The 19,908-nt window shown below is 71.4% G+C and carries 1 protein-coding gene; it reads left to right on the top strand.

Going from position 1 to position 19,908, the window contains the following annotated elements:
• Nucleotides 1–19 precede the first annotated feature (19 nt).
• On the top strand, nt 20–19,906 hold the full coding sequence (locus ACH01S_RS45935) for a type I polyketide synthase (RefSeq protein ID WP_067890617.1): 19,887 nt from the start codon (nt 20–22) through the stop codon (nt 19,904–19,906).
• The last annotated feature ends 2 nt before the right edge of the window (nt 19,907–19,908 follow it).

Raw genomic sequence — 19,908 nt, 5'->3', positions numbered from 1 at the left:
CCGGAGATTGGTTCACCCGATGTCGAACGACGAGAAGCTCCGCGACTACCTCAGGCTCGCCACGAGCGAGCTCCAGCAGACCCGGCGGCGCCTCCGCGACCTGGAGGCCCGCGACCGCGAACCCATCGCGATCGTCGGGATGGCGTGCCGCTTCCCCGGCGGCGTGTCCTCGCCGGAGGAGCTGTGGCGGCTGGTCGCGGACGGCGTGGACGCGGTGTCGCCGTTCCCGTCCGACCGCGGCTGGGACGTCGCCGAACTGTTCGACCCGACCGGTGAGCGGCCGAACACCAGCTACGTGAACACCGGCGGGTTCCTGGACGGCGCCGCGTCGTTCGACGCCGAGTTCTTCGGCATCAGCCCGAACGAGGCTCTGCTGATGGACCCGCAGCAGCGGCTCCTTCTGGAGATCTCCTGGGAGGCGCTGGAGCGGGCCGGGATCGACCCGTCCTCCTTGGCGGGAACCCCGACCGGAGTCTTCGCGGGCCTCGTCTACCACGACTATTTCGCCAACAGCAACACCGGCGCCATCGCGTCCGGCCGCGTCTCCTACACGCTCGGGCTCGAAGGCCCGGCCGTGACGGTCGACACGGCGTGCTCGTCGTCGCTCGTGGCGCTGCACCTCGCGGTGCAGGCGCTGCGGTCGGGCGAATGCTCCCTGGCGCTGGCCGGGGGCGTGTCCGTCATGGCGACCCCGGAGACGTTCATCGACTTCAGCCAGCAGCGCGGGCTGTCGCCGGACGGGCGGTGCAAGGCGTTCGCGGCGTCCGCCGACGGCACCGGCTGGGGCGAGGGCGCCGGGATGCTCCTCGTGGAGCGCCTCTCGGACGCCCGCCGCAACGGCCACCCCGTGCTGGCCGTGGTGCGGGGCAGCGCGGTCAACCAGGACGGCGCGTCCAACGGGCTGACCGCGCCGAACGGGCCGTCGCAGCAGCGGGTGATCGCGCAGGCGCTCGCGAGCGCGCAGGTGTCCGCCGCGCAGGTCGACGCGGTGGAGGCGCACGGCACCGGGACGACCCTCGGCGACCCGATCGAGGCGCAGGCGCTCCTCGCGACCTATGGCCAGGACCGTCCGGAGGGGCGTCCGCTGTGGCTGGGGTCGATCAAGTCGAACATCGGGCACGCGCAGGCCGCCGCCGGGGTCGCCGGGATCATCAAGATGGTCGAGGCGATGCGGCACGGGGTCTTGCCGAAGACCCTGCACGTGGACGCGCCGACCCCGAACGTCGACTGGACGGCCGGACGCGTCGAGCTGCTCACCGAGGCGCGCGACTGGCCGGAGGAGGAGCGTCCGCGCCGGGCCGGGATCTCCTCGTTCGGGATCAGCGGCACCAACGCGCACGTCATCATCGAGCAGGCCCCCGCGCCGGCCGAGACGGAGCAGCGTTCACCCGTTCCGGGGCCGGTGCCGTGGACGCTCTCTGCGCGGAACCGGGACGCGGTGCCCGCGCAGGCCGCCCGCCTGCGCGACCTCCTCGCGCGGCACCCGGACCTCGACCCGGTGGACGTCGGATTCTCGCTGGCCACGACGCGCGCCGCGCTGGAGCACCGCGCCGCCGTCGTCGCCCCGGACCGCGCCGCGCTCCTCGACGGCCTCGCCGCGCTCGCCGCCGACGAGCCCGACCCGCGGGTGGTGCGCGGCTCGGCACGCCTCGAAGGCGGAACGGCCTTCCTGTTCTCGGGCCAGGGCTCGCAGCGCCCCGGAATGGGCCGGGAACTGCACGAGACGTTCCCCGTGTTCGCCGAGGCTTTCGACGCGGTGTGCGCGGAACTGGACAACCACCTCGAACGGTCTCTCCGCGACGTCATCTGGTCCGAGCCCGAATTGCTCGACCAGACCGTTTTCACTCAGACGGGTTTGTTCGCGGTCGAGGTCGCGCTTTACCGGTTGCTGGAGTCGTGGGGTGTCCGGCCCGATTTCCTTGCGGGTCATTCGATCGGTGAGTTGGCGGCCGCGCATGTGGCCGGGATGTTCTCGTTGGAGGACGCCGCGAAACTGGTCGCGGCTCGGGGTCGGTTGATGCAGGCGTTGCCATCGGGTGGCGCGATGGCGGCCGTCCAGGCGACCGAGGACGAGGTCGTCCCGCTCCTGAACGACCAGGTCGGAATCGCCGCGGTGAACGGCCCGAAGGCCATTGTCGTCTCCGGCGCCGAAGCCGACGTCACCCGCGTTCTCGACCACTTCACCGACCTCGGACGCAAGACGACCCGGCTCCGGGTCTCGCACGCCTTCCATTCCCCGCTGATGGACCCGATGCTCGACGACTTCCGCCGGGTCGCCGAATCCATCACCTACACGACCCCCGAAATCCCTATCGTCGGCGTGGAGGCGGAACCCGAATACTGGGTACGGCACGTCCGCGAAGCCGTCCGGTTCCACGACGCCGTGACGGGTCTCCGCGACCAGGGCGTCGTCCGGTTCCTGGAGGTCGGGCCCGACGGCGTCCTCACCGCGATGGTGCGGGGCGGCGTGGACGGCGCGGTCGCCGTGCCCGTCCTGCGCAAGGGCCACGCCGAAGGGACGTCCCTCCTCACGGCCGTCGCGCACCTCCACGTGAACGGCGTCGCACCCGACTGGCACGCCGTGTTCGACGGACGCGACGCGGGCCGCGTGGACCTGCCGACGCACGCGTTCCAGCACCGCCGCTACTGGGTGGAGGCGTCGAGCGGCGCCGCGGACGTCGCGTCCGCCGGGCTGGGCAGGACCGGGCATCCGCTGCTCGCCGCGAGCGTGGTCCTGGCCGAGTCGGACGAGGTGGTCCTGACGGGCCGGTTGTCCGCCGGGACGCAGCCGTGGCTCGCCGACCACGTCGTCGGCGGCGTCGTGCTGTTCCCCGGCACCGGCTTCGTCGAACTCGCCGTCCGCGCCGGGGACGAGGTGGGCTGCGCCCGGATCGAGGAACTGACCCTCCAGGCGCCGCTCGTCCTCCCGGCTCAGGGCGGCGGGGTGCAGGTGCAGGTCGTCGTGGGCGTGCCGGACGCGGCGGGCGCGCGCCGCGTCAGCGTCCACTCCCGCGCCGAGGGCGTCCCCGTGTGGACGCAGCACGCGGCCGGGACGCTCACCCCCGCCGCCCGCCACGACGGCGCCGACCTGACGCAGTGGCCGCCCCCGGGCGCCGCCCCCGTCGAGCTGGACCGCTTCTACGAGGGGCTCGCGGCGTCCGGCCTGGAGTACGGGCCGACGTTCCAGGGCTTGCGGGCGGTGTGGCGGGACGGCGACGACCTCTACGCCGAGGTCGTCCTCCCCGACCAGGTCGCGGACGACGGCTACGGGCTCCACCCAGCGCTGCTCGACGCGGGCCTCCACGCGATCACCCTCCACGAGCCGGGCGGCGACGGCACGGCGCTGCCGTTCGCGTGGTCGGGCGTGGAACTGTACGCGTCGGGGGCCAGGGCGCTGCGGGTGCGGGTGTCCCCGACGGCCGGCGACACGGTGTCCCTCCAGGTGGCGGACGGCACCGGACGGGCGGTCGCGGCGGTCGGCTCGCTGGCGCTCCGGCGGATCACCGCCGACCAGCTCTCGGCGGCCCGCTCGGTGTTCCACGAGTCCCTCTACCGCGTGGGATGGGCGCCCGTCCCGGACTCGCCGTCCGACACGCCCGCCTGGATCGGCTGGGACGACCTCGGCCCCGACGACGACGTCCCCGAGGTCGTGGTCCTGCCGGTGGCGGGTGGCGCGGACGCGGCGTCGGTTCGTCCGGCGGTGGTGCGGGCACTGGAGGCGGTGCGGGCCTGGCTCGCCGAAGAGCGGTTCACCGATTCGACGCTGGTCGTCGCGACGGCGGGCGCGGTGTCGTCGGCCGGTGGCGAGGACGTCACCGACCTGGCGGGCGCGGCGGTGTGGGGGCTCGTCCGGACGGCGCAGTCGGAGAACCCCGGGCGGATCGTCCTGGCCGACCTCCTCCCCGGTGGCGGGCCCGCCGACGCGGCGCGGCTGGTCGGTTCCGGTGAACCGCAGGTGGCCGTCCGCGACGGTGTCGTGCGGGCGCCGAGGTTGGCGCGCGTGTCCGTCGCCGCGCCGGACACGCCGTCGGCGTCGGTGTTCCGCACGGACGGGACGGTCCTGATCACGGGTGGTACCGGTGGGCTGGGCGCACTGGTGGCGCGTCACCTGGTGACTGAGCACGGTGTGCGCGGCCTGCTGCTGGTGAGCCGCCGGGGCGAGGGTGCGCCGGGCGCCGTCGAGTTGCGGGACGAGTTGGCGGGCCTGGGTGCCGAGGTCGAGGTGGCGGCCTGCGATGTCGCTGACCGCGACGCGCTCGCCGGGCTGCTGGCGGGGCGTGACATCTCGGCCGTCGTCCAAGCGGCGGGTGTCCTGGACGACGGGGTAATCTCGTCGCTGACGCCCGAGCGGGTCGACACGGTCATGCGTCCCAAGGTGGACGCGGCGTGGAACCTGCACGAACTGACCCGCGACATGCCGGACCTGTCGGCGTTCGTCCTGTTCTCGTCGGCCGCGGGTGTGCTGGGGACGCCCGGCCAGGGCAACTACGCGGCGGCCAACGCCTTCCTGGACGGGCTCGCGGCGCATCGCGCGTCGCTCGGCCTGCCCGTCCAATCGCTGGCCTGGGGGCCGTGGACGGCCGGGAGCGGGATGCTCGCCGATCTCGACGACGGCGAAGTCCAGCGCATGGCCCGCACCGGGGTGGAGGGGCTGTCCGGCGACGAGGGGCTCGCCCTGCTGGACACCGCCTGCGCGCTCGGCGACGCGTCGCTCGTCCCGATCCGGCTCGACGTGAAGGCGCTGGGCGCCGGTGGGGGCGAGGTCCCGCGCCTGTTCCACGGGCTCGTCCCACGGGTGCGGCGGACCGCCGCGAGCGTCCAGACGGACACGGGCGCGCTGCGGCGGCGGCTCGCGTCCCTGCCCGAAGCGGAGTGGTACGACGCGCTGTCGGTGCTGGTGCGCACGCAGGCGGCGATCGTCCTCGGGCACTCGGGGCCGGAGGCCGTCGAGCCTGAGCGGGCGTTCCGCGACCTGGGCTTCGACTCGCTGTCGGCGGTCGAGTTCCGCAACGCGCTCGCGGAGGCGACCGGGCTCCGGCTGCCCGCGACGCTGGTGTTCGACTACCCGAGCCCGGACGTCCTGGCCCGGCATCTGCTGAACGAGGTGTCCGGGGCGGGGGAGGCCCGCCTGGTGACGGCGTCGTCCGCCGGGCCGGACGACGAGCCGATCGCGATCGTCGGAATGGCGTGCCGCTATCCGGGCGGCGTCGCCTCGCCGGAGGACCTGTGGCGGCTCGTCGCGGGCGGCGTGGACGCGGTGTCGCCGTTCCCGTCCGACCGGGGATGGGACACGTCCGGCCTCTTCGACCCGGCCGGGGAAAGGCCCGACACCAGTTATGTGAACACCGGCGGCTTCCTCCATGAAGCGGCGGAATTCGATCCGGGATTCTTCGGTATCAGCCCGAACGAGGCGGCCGAAATGGACCCGCAGCAGCGGTTGCTGCTGGAGGTGTCGTGGGAGGCGCTGGAGCGGGCGGGGATCGATCCTTCTTCGCTGCGGGGGAGTTCCACTGGCGTGTTCGCCGGGGTCATGTACCACGACTACGCGGACAGCAGTAGTTCCGGGTCAGTGGTCTCCGGTCGGATCTCTTACACGTTCGGGTTCGAGGGCCCGGCCGTGACGGTGGACACGGCGTGTTCGTCGTCGTTGGTTGCCTTGCATTGGGCGGCGCAGGCATTGCGGTCGGGGGAATGCTCGCTGGCTTTGGCCGGTGGCGTCGCGGTCATGGCGACCCCATGGACGTTCGTGGAATTCAGCCGCCAGGGCGGTCTTGCCGCGGATGGGCGTGCGAAGTCGTTCGCCGCGTCGGCGGATGGGACGTCGTGGGGTGAGGGTGCGGGGATGTTGTTGGTCGAGCGTCTTTCTGATGCTCGGCGGTTTGGGCATCCGGTGTTGGCGGTGGTGCGTGGTTCGGCGGTGAATCAGGATGGTGCGTCGAATGGGTTGACGGCGCCGAATGGTCCGTCGCAGCGTCGGGTGATCCGGCAGGCGTTGGCCAATGCGGGGTTGGGCGTCGGTGATGTGGACGCGGTCGAGGCGCATGGCACCGGGACGACGTTGGGTGACCCGATCGAGGCGCAGGCGTTGCTGGCGACCTATGGCCAGGGTCGTGCGGAGGATCAGCCGTTGTGGCTGGGGTCGATCAAGTCGAACATCGGTCACACGCAGGCGGCTGCGGGTGTCGCGGGGATCATCAAGATGGTCCAGGCGATGCGTCACGGGGTGCTGCCCAAGACGCTCCATGTGGACGCACCGACCCCGCACGTGGACTGGTCGGCGGGGCGCGTCGAACTGCTGGCGGAGGAGCGGGAATGGCCGCAGAACGGTCGTCCGCGTCGAGCCGGGATTTCGTCCTTCGGGATCAGCGGGACGAACGCGCACGTCATCGTCGAGCAGCCTCCGGCGGTTGAGGAGAAATCGCCGTCTGCCGCGGAATTGCCGGTGGTTCCTTGGGTGGTGTCGGCACGGAGTGAGGCCGGACTTCGGGGACAGGCCGCTCGGCTCGCCGAGTTCGTCCGCGAGGACGAGCGGGTTTCACCACTGGACGTGGGCTTCTCGCTGGTCACGACACGCGGAATGTTCGATCACCGTGCCGTCGTGGTCGGACAGGACCGTGACGAATTGCTGGCCGGGCTGGATCGGCTGGCAGCGGGAGAATCGCGTCGCCCCGACCGCAAGGAGGGCGGGACGGCCCTCCTTTTCTCGGGTCAGGGTTCGCAGCGTGTGGGGATGGGGCGGGAGTTGTATGTCGCGTTCCCGCTGTTCGCTGAGTCGTTCGATGCGGTGTGCGGGGAGTTGGATAAGCATCTGGATCGGCCGCTGAGGGAGGTCGTTTGGTCTGAGCCTGAGTTGCTGAATCAGACCGTCTTCACTCAGACGGGTTTGTTCGCGGTCGAGGTGGCGCTCTTCTGTCTTCTGGAGTCGTGGGGTGTCCGCCCTGACTTCTTGGCGGGTCATTCGATCGGTGAACTGGCGGCCGCGCATGTGGCTGGGATGTTCTCGTTGGAAGACGCCGCGAAGCTGGTGGCGGCTCGGGGTCGGTTGATGCAGGCGCTGCCGCCTGGTGGGGCGATGGCAGCGATCCAGGCGACCGAAGACGAGATCCTTCCCCTGCTGAACGAGCGGGTCGGCGTCGCGGCGGTGAACGGGCCTGAGTCGGTCGTGGTCTCCGGAGCCGAAGACGAAGTCGCCCGGATCGTGGATCACTTCACGGGGCTGGGGCACAAGACGACCCGGTTGCGGGTCTCGCACGCGTTCCATTCCCCGCTGATGGATCCGATGCTGGACGACTTCCGTCAGGTCGCCGAAACCATCACCTTCAACGAACCCGCCATTCCCATCGTGGGTGCGCAGCCGGACGCCGAATACTGGGTGCGGCACGTCCGCGAAGCCGTCCGGTTCCACGAGACCGTCACTGAGCTGCGCGATCAGGGTGTCGCCCGGTTCTTGGAGGTCGGCCCGGACGGTGTGCTGACCGCGATCGTCCAGAGCGATTCAGACGGTGCCGTGGTCGTCGTTCCGGCGATGCGCAGGGAGCATGACGAGACCAAGACCCTGTTCACCGCCCTCGGCGGGCTGCACGCGTCCGGTGCGTCCGTTGACTGGCGCTCGGTATTGGCGGGACGCGGGGCCCGCCGCGTCGAATTGCCGACCTACGCCTTCCAGCGCGAGCATTTCTGGCGGACGGTTCCGCAGACCGGTGGCGACGCCGAGTCGATGGGCCTGGGATCGGCGGACCATCCGCTCCTGAGCGCGGTGGTCTCCTCGCCGGAGTCCGACGGCGTGGTGCTGTCGGGTCGCCTTTCCGTGCACGCCCAACCCTGGCTCGCCGACCATGCGTTCGGCGGCGTGGTGGTCTTCCCGGGCACTGGATTCGTGGAATTGGCCGTCCGCGCGGGAGACCAGGTCGGCTGCGGCCGGATCGACGAACTCACCCTCGAACAGCCACTCGTCCTGCCCGCGGACGGCGGCATGTCGGTCCAGATCGTCGTCGGCGCGCCACGCGAGGACGCCCGGCGGACGGTGAGCATCCACTCCCGCCAAGCCGACGACGCGCCCTGGACCTGCCACGCGGTCGGCCTCCTCTCCGACACCGACACAGCCACCGACTCCGCCGCCGGTTTCGACTTGGAGCAGTGGCCTCCGGCCGGTGCGGCCGAGGCGGACACCGACGGGCTGTACGACGTCCTGGACTACGGCCCGGCCTTCCAAGGACTGCGGGCCGCCTGGCGGCGCGGCGACGAGGTGTTCGCCGAGATCGCGCTCCCCGACCAGGTCGCCGAGGACCGCTTCGGCCTCCACCCGGCGCTGCTGGACGCCGCCCTGCACGCGATCGCGCTGACCGATGCCGCGTCCGGTGACGGCGTGCTGCTGCCGTTCGCGTGGTCGGGCGTGGAACTGTTCGCCACGGGCGCGAGGACGCTCCGAGTGCGGGTGTCCGAGGCGATGCCGGGCGACGCGGTGTCCTTGCAGGTGGCGGACGGGTCCGGGCGTCCCGTCGCGGCGATCGGCTCGCTGGTCCTCCGGGAGGTCCCCGCCGACCGGTTCTCCGGAGCCGAGGCCCGCGACCCTTCCGGCGACTCGCTCTACCACGTGGAATGGACGCCGATCGGGATCGAAAGCGGCTCGAAGCCGTCCTGGGCGCGGTGGGAGGAACTCGACGGGAGCGCGGCCGTCCCCGAGGTGGTCGTCCTCGAACCGGACACGGGCGGCGGGGTCCACGCGAGTGTCCATCAGGCGCTCGCGGTCGCGCAGGCGTGGCAGGCGGAGGAGCGGTTCGCGTCGTCCACCCTGCTGGTCGTGACGTCCGGCGCGGTCTCCGTCGACGGCGAGGACGTCACCGATCTCGGCGGCGCGGCGCTCTCGGGGCTGATCCGGTCGGCGCAGTCGGAGAACCCGGGGCGGATCGTCCTGGCCGACCTCGACACCGGCATGGGCGCGGCCGACGCGCTTCCGGCGGTCGCGTGCGGGGAACCGCAGGTGGCGTTCCGCGACGGCGGGGCGTTCGTGATGCGTTTGGCGCGCGTGCCCGTCCCCCCTCCCGCCGAGGAGACCTTCCCCGGCGACGGGACGGTGCTCATCACCGGCGGTACCGGCGGCCTGGGCGCGCTGGTGGCGCGTCATCTGGTGACCGAGCACGGCGTGCGCAGCCTCCTGCTGGTGAGCCGCCGGGGCGCGGACGCGCCGGGCGCCGCCGACCTGCGCGACGAACTGGCGGGCCTGGGCGCCGAGGTCGAGCTCGCCGCCTGCGATGTGTCCGACCGCGACGCCGCCGCGCGGCTGATGGCAGGCCGGGAAATAGCGGCCGTCGTGCACGCGGCGGGCGTCCTGGACGACGGCGTGATCTCGTCGCTGACGCCCGAGCGGGTGGACGCGGTGCTCCGTCCGAAGGCGGACGCCGCCTGGAACCTGCACGAACTGACCCGCGACATGGACCTGTCGGCGTTCGTGCTGTTCTCGTCGGCCGCGGGCGTCCTGGGTTCGCCCGGTCAGGGCAACTACGCGGCGGCCAACGCGTTCCTGGACGGCCTCGCCGCGCACCGCCGCGCCCACGGCCTGCCCGCGCGGTCGCTGGCCTGGGGCCTGTGGAGCACCGGCATGGCGGAGCGGGCGCAGAGCTTCGACCGGACCGGCCTGGAGGCGCTGCCGGACGACCAGGGCCTGGCCCTGTTCGACGCGGCGAGCCGGGTGGACGAGGCGATGCTCGTCCCGGTCCATCTGAACCTCCGGACGCTGGGCTCCGGCGGCGCCGACGTGCCGCACGTGTTGCGCGGCCTGGTCCGCGGCACACGCCGCCGTGCCGCCGCCGACGGCGGGGCGGGGGGCGCGGCGGCGCTCGGACGGCGCCTGTCCGGCCTGACCGAGGCCGAGCGGGAGGAGGCGCTGCTGGACATCGTGCGCGGCCGGGCCGCGTCCGTCCTCGGCTACCCGGGCCCGGCGGCCATCGAACCCGAGCGGGCGTTCCGCGACCTCGGCTTCGACTCGTTGTCGGCGGTCGAGTTTCGCAACGCGCTGGCGGAGGCGACCGGGCTCCGGCTGCCCGCGACGCTCGTCTTCGACTACCCGGTGCCGGTCGTGCTCGCCCGCCACCTGCTGGACGAGGTGACGGGCGCCGTGTCGGACGCCCCCGTCGTCGCCGCCGCGCGGGTGGATGACGAGCCGATCGCGATCGTCGGCATGGCGTGCCGCTTCCCCGGCGGCGTCACCGCGCCGGAGGACCTGTGGCGGCTTGTCGCGGACGGCGTGGACGCCGTCTCCGAATTCCCCGCCGACCGGGGCTGGGACATCGACGGCCTCTACGACCCCGAGCCCGGCACGCCCGGAAAGAGTTATGTCCGGACCGGCGGCTTCCTCCACGACGCGGCGGAATTCGACCCCGGGTTCTTCGGAATCAGCCCGCGCGAGGCATTGGCCATGGACCCGCAGCAGCGGCTGCTGCTGGAAGTGTCGTGGGAGGCGCTCGAACGGGCCGGAATCGACCCGTCGTCCCTGCGCGGCAGTTCCACCGGCGTTTTCGCCGGGGCGATGTACCACGACTACGCGGCGGGAAGTAACACCGGCTCGATCGTCTCGGGCCGGATCTCCTACACCTTCGGGCTCGAAGGCCCGGCGGTAACGGTGGACACGGCGTGCTCGTCGTCCCTCGTCGCGCTTCACCTCGCCGCGCAGGCGCTCCGCTCCGGCGAATGCTCGCTCGCGCTGGCCGGAGGTGTCGCCGTCATGGCGACGCCGGGCACGTTCGTGGACTTCAGCCTGGAGCGGGGCCTGGCGCGGGACGGCCGCGCGAAGTCCTTCGCCGCCGCCGCGGACGGGACGTCCTGGGGCGAAGGCGCCGGAATGCTCCTGGTCGAACGCCTCTCGGACGCCCGCCGCAACGGCCACCCCGTGCTGGCCGTCGTGCGCGGTACCGCGGTGAATCAGGATGGGGCCTCGAACGGCCTGACGGCGCCGAACGGGCCGTCGCAGCAGCGGGTGATCCGGCAGGCATTGGCCAACGCCGGATTGGACGCCGCCGATGTGGACGCGGTCGAAGCGCATGGCACCGGGACGACGCTCGGCGACCCGATCGAGGCGCAGGCATTGCTCGCGACTTATGGTCAGGGTCGTCCGGAGGGGCGTCCTTTGTGGCTGGGGTCGATCAAATCCAACATCGGTCACACGCAGGCCGCCGCCGGGGTCGCCGGGATCATCAAGACGGTTTACGCGATGCGGCACGGCGTCCTGCCGAAGACACTGCACCTGGACGAGCCGACCCCGCATGTCGACTGGACGGCCGGACGCGTCGAACTGCTGGCGGAAGCGCGGGAATGGCCGCGGAACGGCCGCCCGCGCCGCGCCGGAATCTCGTCGTTCGGAATCAGCGGCACGAACGCGCACGTCATTCTCGAACAGGTTCCGGAGCCGGAGGAGCAGGAGCGTCCGTCCGCCGATGACGGGGTTCTTCCCTGGCTGCTCTCGGCGCGCGACGAGGCGGGCCTTCGCGGACAGGCCGAACGGCTCCGCACGCACCTGCGCACCCATTCCGAGGCGGAACCCTTGGACGTGGCGTTCACACTGGCCACTTCCCGGGCTGTCCTGGAACACCGCGCGGTCGTGGTGGGGCGCGGCAGGGACGAATTGCTGGCGGGCCTGGACGTCCTCGCCGAAGGGCGGAACGGCGGGCAGGGCGTCGTCCGCGGAACCGCCAGCCCGGGCCGGACGGCGTTCCTTTTCTCGGGTCAGGGTTCGCAGCGTGTGGGGATGGGGCGTGAGTTGTATGCCGCGTTCCCGGTGTTCGCTGAGTCGTTCGATGCGGTGTGCGGGGAGTTGGATAAGCATCTGGATCGGCCGCTGAAGGATGTGGTCTGGTCGGAGCCTGAGTTGCTGAACCAGACCGCCTTCACTCAGACGGGTTTGTTCGCGGTCGAGGTTGCGCTTTATCGGTTGCTGGAGTCGTGGGGTGTTCGGCCCGATTTCTTGGCGGGTCATTCGATCGGTGAGTTGGCGGCCGCGCATGTGGCGGGAATGTTCTCATTGGAGGATGCCGCGAAGCTGGTTGCGGCGCGGGGTCGGTTGATGCAGGCGCTCCCGTCCGGCGGAGCGATGGCGGCCGTGCAGGCGACCGAGGATGAGGTCGTCCCGCTGCTGGACTCGGCGGTGGTTGGTCTCGCGGCGGTGAACGGCCCTGAGTCGGTCGTGGTCTCCGGCACCGAAGACGCGGTCTCCCGAATCATTGACCATTTCGCCGGGCTGGGGCGCAAGACGACCCGGTTGCGGGTCTCGCACGCCTTCCATTCCCCGCTGATGGATCCGATGCTGGACGACTTCCGTCAGGTCGCCGAAACCATCACCTTCAACGAACCCGCCATTCCCATCGGGGGTGCGCAGCCGGACGCTGGCTATTGGGTGCGGCACGTCCGTGACGCCGTCCGGTTCTACGACACGGTTGCCGAGCTTCGCGATCAGGGCGTGAACCGGTTCTTGGAGATCGGGCCCGATGGCGTGCTGGCAGCGATGGTGCAGGGCGACTCGGACACCGAGGTCGTCGCGCCCGTCCTCCGCCGGGACCGTCCTGAGGCGCAGGAAGTCATGACGGCGCTGGGACGCGTCCACGCGGACGGCCTGGACATCGACTGGCGTGCGGTGTTCGCCGGACGTGCGGCCCGCCTGGTCGAGTTGCCGACCTACGCGTTCCAGCGCGAGCGCTACTGGCTGGTGGACACCACGGCGAACGACGATCCATCGGCGCTCGGCCTCGGCCCGGCCGAACACCCGCTGCTGGGTGCGGTGGTCCCGGTCCCCGGATCGGACGGGGTGATGCTGACCGGCAGGCTCTCGGCCGACGCGCAGCCGTGGCTGGCCGAGCACGAAGTGCTGGGCAGTGTCCTGTTGCCGGGCGCGGTGTTCGTGGAGCTGGCCGTCCGGGCCGGTGACCAGGTCGGTTGCGGCGTGCTGGAACAGCTCACGTTGGAGGCGCCGCTCGTCCTGCCGGAGCACGGCGGCGTGGCGATCCACGTGACGGTCGGCGCCGCCGACGAGCGGGGCCGCCGCACGGTGAGCGTCCATTCGCTCCCCGAGGGAGGGGCGACCGACGGCGAGTGGACGCGGCACGCGGAGGGCGTCCTGGCCACGGGTGCCGGGCAGCCGCCGTCCGACCTCGCGCAATGGCCGCCCGCCGACGCGACCGCGCTCGACGTCGACGACGCCTACGACCGCCTCGCCGACCGTGGCTTCGGCTACGGACCCGTCTTCCAGGGAATGCGGGCCGCTTGGCAACGCGGTAGCGATCTGTTCGCAGAGGTGGCGCTGCCGGACGACGCCCGTGACCAGGCGACGGCCTACGGCATCCACCCGGCCCTGCTCGACGCCGCGATGCACGTGATCCTGCTGGACGGCGGCGATGACGCACTGCTCCCGTTCGAGTGGAGCGGGGTGAGCCTGCACGCCTCCGGCGCCTCAACGCTGCGGGTACGGGTGTCGCAGTTGGGCGACACGGTGGTGAGCCTGCTCGCGTCGGACGAGACGGGTCGCCCGGTGTTCAACGTGGAGTCGCTTGCGTCACGCGCATTGTCGGCCGAGCAATTGAGCGTGTCCGGCGGACTGAACGACGCATTGTTCACGGTCGCCTGGACGCCCGCCCCGTCGATGGACGGACAGCAGCCCACGTCAAGCCTGGCGGTGCTGGGTTCGGACCGGTGTGGCCTTTCCGTGGATGTTCCGGTGTTCGCGGATCTGGCTGGTGTGGCGGGCGCTGGTGTGCCGGATGTGGTGGTGTGGTCGCCTTCTGCCGCTGGCGATGGCGTTCTGGCGGATGTGCGTGCGGCGGCCTTTTCGGCGTTGGGTGTGGTTCAGGAATGGCTGGGCGATGAGCGGTTCGCCGCGTCCCGGCTTGCCGTCGTTCTTCGCGGAGATTTGGCGCAGGCTCCCGTACGGGGCTTGGTGCGTGCGGCGCAGGCGGAGAATCCGGGTCGCTTCGTTCTGGTGGATCTGGATGACGCGCCCGAGTCGGCCAATGCCCTGGCACGGGTCGCGGCGTCCGGTGACGAGCCTGAAATCGCGATTCATGGCGGCGAGGTTCGCTTGCCTCGTCTGACCCCCGCCAAGGCGGCGTCGTCCTTCCAATGGGACCCGGACGGCACAGTCCTGGTGACCGGTGGGACGGGTGGTCTGGGTGCGTTGGTGGCGCGTCATCTGGTGTCGGTTCATGGCGTGCGGCACTTGATGCTGACCAGTCGCCGTGGTCTGGACGCCCCGGGTGCTGCGGAGCTTCGCGCTGAGTTGGCGGATCTGGGCGCTGAGGTTTCGGTGGTGGCGTGTGACGTCTCGGATCGTCAGGCCGTGGCGGATCTGCTCGATGGAATCGCGGTGGAGCATCCGCTGACCGGCGTTGTGCACGCCGCCGGTGTAGCGGACAACGGACTGATCGGCTCGCTGTCACCCGACCGGATTGATGCGGTGTTCGGTCCGAAGGTGGATGGGGCGTGGCATCTGCATGAGTTGACTCGTGGCCTGGATCTGTCGGCGTTTGTGTTGTTCTCGTCTGCTGGTGGGATGGTTCTGGCGGCGGGGCAGGGCAATTACGCGGCGGCGAATGTGTTCCTGGACGCGTTGGCCGAGCACCGTCGTTCGCTCGGGCTTGCCGCAACGTCCATGGCATTCGGGCTCTGGGACACCACGGAGGGCATGTCCGCCGAACTCGACGCCTCGGACGCGGACCGCCTGCGGCGACTCGGCATGCCGCCGATGTCCGTGCAAGAAGCACTGGCACTCTTCGACGCGTCGTTGGGCGTCGAAGAGGCGACGGTCGTTCCATTGCGCGTGGACCGGGCCGTGTTGCGGGCACGCCAGGGCGAGGAGATCCCGGCCTTGCTACGCGGCCTCTCCGGCAATGGACGACGGCCCGTCCGCGGCCGGGCGGAAAGCTCACTGAGCGACCGCCTGATCAGGATGCTCCCGGACGAACGCCTCAACGCCCTCTCCGACATCGTCCGGACCCAAGTCGCGGCCGTACTCGGCCACGCCTCGGCAGATGCCGTACAACCTGACCGTGCGTTCCGTGACCTGGGTTTCGATTCCCTTTCGGCGGTGGAGTTGCGGAATGCGCTGCGCGCCGAGACGGGTCTGCGTCTCCCGGCGACGCTGGTCTTCGATTACCCGACCGCACAGGCCGTCGCCGAATACCTGGAGGACGAACTTTCCGGGACGACGAGCGGGCCGATCGTCACCTCCAACTCTGCGAAGGTCGATGACGATCCGATTGTGATCGTGGGGATGGCGTGCCGGTATCCGGGTGGTGTGGCTTCGCCTGAGGATTTGTGGCGGTTGGTCGAGGGTGGCGTGGATGCGGTGTCGGGTTTCCCGGTTGATCGTGGCTGGGATGTGGAGGGCTTGTTCGATCCGGTTCCTGGCCGCCCCGGTAAGAGCGTGGCCCGTGAGGGTGGGTTCCTCTACGATGCGGCGGATTTCGATGCTGATTTCTTTGGTGTGTCGCCGCGTGAGGCGGCGGATACCGATCCGCAGCAGCGGTTGTTGTTGGAGGCGTCGTGGGAGGCGTTCGAGCGGGCTGGTATTGACCCGTCGTCGCTGCGGGGGAGCGCGACCGGTGTCTTCGCCGGTCTGATGTACCACGACTACGCGCTGGACGTCGATGCCGCGAGCACAAGCGCGGGCAGCCTCGCGTCCGGCCGAGTCTCTTACGTCTTCGGCCTGGAAGGACCCTCGGTAACACTGGACACGGCGTGCTCGTCCTCCCTCGTGGCTTTGCATCTGGCAAGCCAGGCGTTGCGTTCGGGTGAGTGTTCGCTTGCGTTGGCTGGTGGTGTGACGGTGATGTCCACGCCGGGGATGTTTGTGGAGTTCAGTCGTCAGCGTGGTTTGGCTGCTGATGGGCGGTGCAAGTCGTTCTCGGCGTCGGCTGATGGTGCGGGCTGGGCTGAGGGCGTGGGTGTGCTGGTGGTGGAGCGTCTGTCGGATGCCCGCCGTAATGGTCACCCGGTGCTGGCGGTGGTGCGGGGGAGTGCGGTCAATCAGGACGGCGCCTCCAATGGTCTGACGGCTCCGAACGGCCCGTCCCAGCAGCGCGTGATCCGCCAAGCCCTCGCCAATTCCGGCCTGACAACGGCGGACGTGGACGCGGTGGAGGCGCACGGTACGGGCACGCGACTGGGCGACCCGATCGAGGCGCAGGCGGTGATCGCGACCTACGGTCAGGATCGTCCTGAGGATCGGCCGCTGTGGTTGGGGTCGATCAAATCCAACATGGGTCATGCGCAGGCGGCTGCCGGGGTCGCGGGGATCATCAAGATGGTTCAGGCGATGCGGCACGGGAAGCTGCCCAAGACGTTGCATGTGGACGAGCCGTCCCCGCATGTCGACTGGTCGGCCGGAGCCGTCGAACTGCTGACCGAAGCCCGCGAATGGCCGCAGAACGGTCACCCCCGCCGAGCCGGAGTCTCCTCGTTCGGCATTAGCGGCACCAACGTCCACCTCATTCTGGAAGAGCCGCCCGCTGCGGAGTCCGAGGAGGTATCGCTCGATCCCCCCGCAACGGTTCCGTGGCTGATCTCTGCGCGTGACGAAGCGGGTCTCCAGGCCCAGGCGGAACGGCTTCGCGTATATCTCCGTTCGGAGCCTGACCTGCGTCCCCTGGACGTCGGCTACTCGCTGGCGCACGACCGCGCGTTGTTGGAGCGGCGCGCGGTGGTCTTGGTCGGCGACGCTGAATCCGCCCTTGCCGCGTTGGCGGCGGGGAAACCGCATCCGGACGTGGTCGTCGGCGCTGGCCCGGCGTCTCCGGGTTCGACCGCGCTGCTGTTCTCAGGCCAGGGCGCCCAACGCCTGGGCATGGGCCGCGAGCTGTATGAGACCTTCCCGGTGTTCGCCGACGCTCTCGACACCGTTTGCGCGGAGTTGGACAAGCACCTAGACCGTCCGCTGCGTGACGTGATCTGGTCGGATCCCGACCTCCTGGATCAAACTGCGTTCACTCAGACCGGCCTCTTTGCGATCGAAGTCGCCTTGTTCCGTCTGGTGGAGTCGTGGGGTGTGCGGGCTGACTTCTTGGCGGGTCATTCGATCGGTGAATTGGCCGCCGCGCACGTCGCCGGAATGTTCTCGCTGGAGGACGCGGCAAGACTGGTCGCTGCCCGAGGACGGTTGATGCAGGCGCTCCCGTCCGGCGGAGCGATGGCCGCGATCCAGGCCACCGAAGAGGAAATCACCCCGCTGCTGGGGAATGAAATCGGGATCGCTGCCGTCAACGGCCCGCAGGCCACCGTCGTCTCCGGCGCGGAGAACGACGTCGTCCGAATCATCGACCACTTCACCGAACTCGGACGCAAGACGACCCGCCTACGCGTCTCGCACGCCTTCCATTCCCCATTGATGGATCCGATGCTGGACGACTTCCGCCAGATCGCCCAATCCATCACCTACCAGCCGCCCGCGATCCCGATCCTGGGTGCGCAACCCGATCCCGAGTACTGGGTGCGGCACGTCCGCGAGGCCGTCCGGTTCCATGACACCCTCACCCACCTCCACGACAACGGCGTCACCCGATTCCTGGAAATCGGACCCGACGGCGTCCTCACCGCGATGGCCTCCGCCGACGGGAGCGTCAGCGTCGCCGCGCTTCGCCGCGACCGCCCCGAAACCGCCACCCTCCTCACCGCACTCGCCCACCTGCACGTCACCGGAACCACCATCGACTGGCCCGCACTGTTCACCCACCACGGCGCACACCGCGTCGAACTCCCCACCTACGCGTTCCAACGCACCCGCTACTGGACGGAACCCGTCACCAACACCCGCCCGTCCGACCCCGCGGACGCCGCGTTCTGGGACGCGGTGGAGCAGGGAGACCTCTCCTCCCTGGCCGAAAGCCTCGACCTGGCTCCCGAATCGCTCCGCGACGTCGCACCCGCGCTCTCGGACTGGCGGCGCCGCAGCCGCGAGACCCAGGCCGTCGACTCCTGGCGCTACCGGATCGCGTGGAAGCCCCTGGCCGAGCCGCCTAAGACTCCGGCGTCCGGCGAATGGCTGGCCGTGACGCCGTCCGGCCTCGACCTCGCGCGGATCACCGAGGCGCTCGCCGACAACGGCGCCCGGCTCGTGCCCATGGAGGTGGACGACGGCGACCGGGAGGCGCTGGTCGACAGGCTCCGCGACACCAAGGCGACCGACGGCGTCCTGTCCCTGCTGGCCCTGGACACGCGCCCCCACCCGCACCACCCGACGATCACCCGGGGAGTCGCGGCGACGATCGCGCTCGCGCAGGCGCTCGACGACGCCGGGCACGACGCGCCGCTCTGGTGCGTGACGCGGGGCGCGGTCGCCGTGGACGACCCGGCCGAGATCACCGACCTGGCGCAGGCGTCCCTCTGGGGCCTCGGCACGGCCCTCGGCCTGGAACGCCCCCGGACCTGGGGCGGCATGATCGACCTCCCCGCAGCCCCGACCCCGGCCCTGGACGAGACGATCCTCCGCCTGCTCGCCTCGGCGCTGTCCGGCGAGGCCGGGGACCAGGTGGCGATCCGTCCGGGCAAGGTGGCCGTGCGCCGCCTGGTCCACGCCGGGCTCAACGGCAGGACGCCCGCGCGGACGTGGCGGCCGCGCGGGACGGTCCTCATCACCGGCGGCACCGGCGGCGTCGGCGCGCAGGTCGCCCGCCGCCTCGCCGCGGACGGCGCCGAGCACCTCGTCCTCACCAGCCGCCGCGGCCCGGCCGCCGAAGGGGCCGCCGAGCTGGAGGCGGAGCTGTCCGCGCTCGGCGCCCGCGTGACGGTCGCGGCGTGCGACGTCGCCGACCGCGACGCCCTGCGCCGCCTGCTCGACTCGGTCGGCGACGACCTCACGGCGGTCATGCACGCGGCCGGGACGCTCGGCGCGAACGTCCCGCTGTCCGGCCTCACCCTGGACGAGCTGGCGGCGGTCATGCCGAAGGCCGTGGGCGCGGCGCACCTGGACGACCTCCTGGCGGACCGTCCGCTGGACGCGTTCGTGCTGTTCTCGTCCGGGGCCGCCGCGTGGGGCGGGGCGGGCCAGTCGGCGTACGCCGCCGCCAACGCCTACCTGGACGCGCTCGCCCACCGCCGCCGGGCGCGGGGCCGCACCGCGACCGCGATCGCCTGGGGCACCTGGAACGCCGGGATGGTCGACGCCGACGCGGGCGCGGCGGCGCGGCGGCTGGGGCTCGCGCCGATGGAGCCGCGCCCGGCGATCACCGCGCTGCGGCAGGCGCTCGACCACGACGAGAGCCACCTCGTGGTGGCCGACATCGACTGGTCCCGGTTCACCGCCGCGTACACGCTCGCGCGGCCCCGCCCGCTGCTGGACGAGCTGCCCGAAGCCCGCGCCGCCCTCGCCGCGCAGAGCGACGACGAGGACGACCCGGGCACCGAGTCCGAGTTCGCGGCGCGGCTCGCCGCGATGCCGGAGGCCGAACGCGGACGCGCGCTGCTCGACCTCGTCCGCACGCACGTCGCGGTGATCCTCGGCTACGGCGACAGCGCCGCGCTCGACCCCGGACGCGCCTTCAAGGAGCTCGGGTTCGACTCGGTCGCCGCCGTGGAGCTCCGCACCCGGCTGAGCGCCGCGACCGGGCGGAGGCTGCCCGCGACGCTGGCGTTCGACCACGCGTCCCCGGCCGCTCTCGCCGCGTTCCTCCAGTCGCTCATGCGCCCGGACGACGCGGCCGTCCCGGGCGACGTCCCGATCACGACCGAGCTGGACCGGCTGGAGGCGGCCGTGGCGGCGCTCCCCGCCGAGGAGATCGAGCGCTCCGGCGTCACCGCGCGGCTCCAGGCGCTGGTCGCGTCGCTGAGCCAGTCCCTCGCCGGGCGGGACGGCGCGGACGTCGCGAGCCGCCTGGAGGACGCGACGGCCGACGACCTCTTCGACTTCATCGACAAAGACCTCGGGATGGCCTGAGA

It is taken from the genome of Actinomadura chibensis NBRC 106107, from assembly GCF_001552135.1.
GTDB lineage: Bacteria > Actinomycetota > Actinomycetes > Streptosporangiales > Streptosporangiaceae > Spirillospora > Spirillospora chibensis.
The sequence above is the reverse complement of the archived record's forward strand: the minus strand, read 5'-3'. Positions and strand labels throughout refer to the sequence as shown.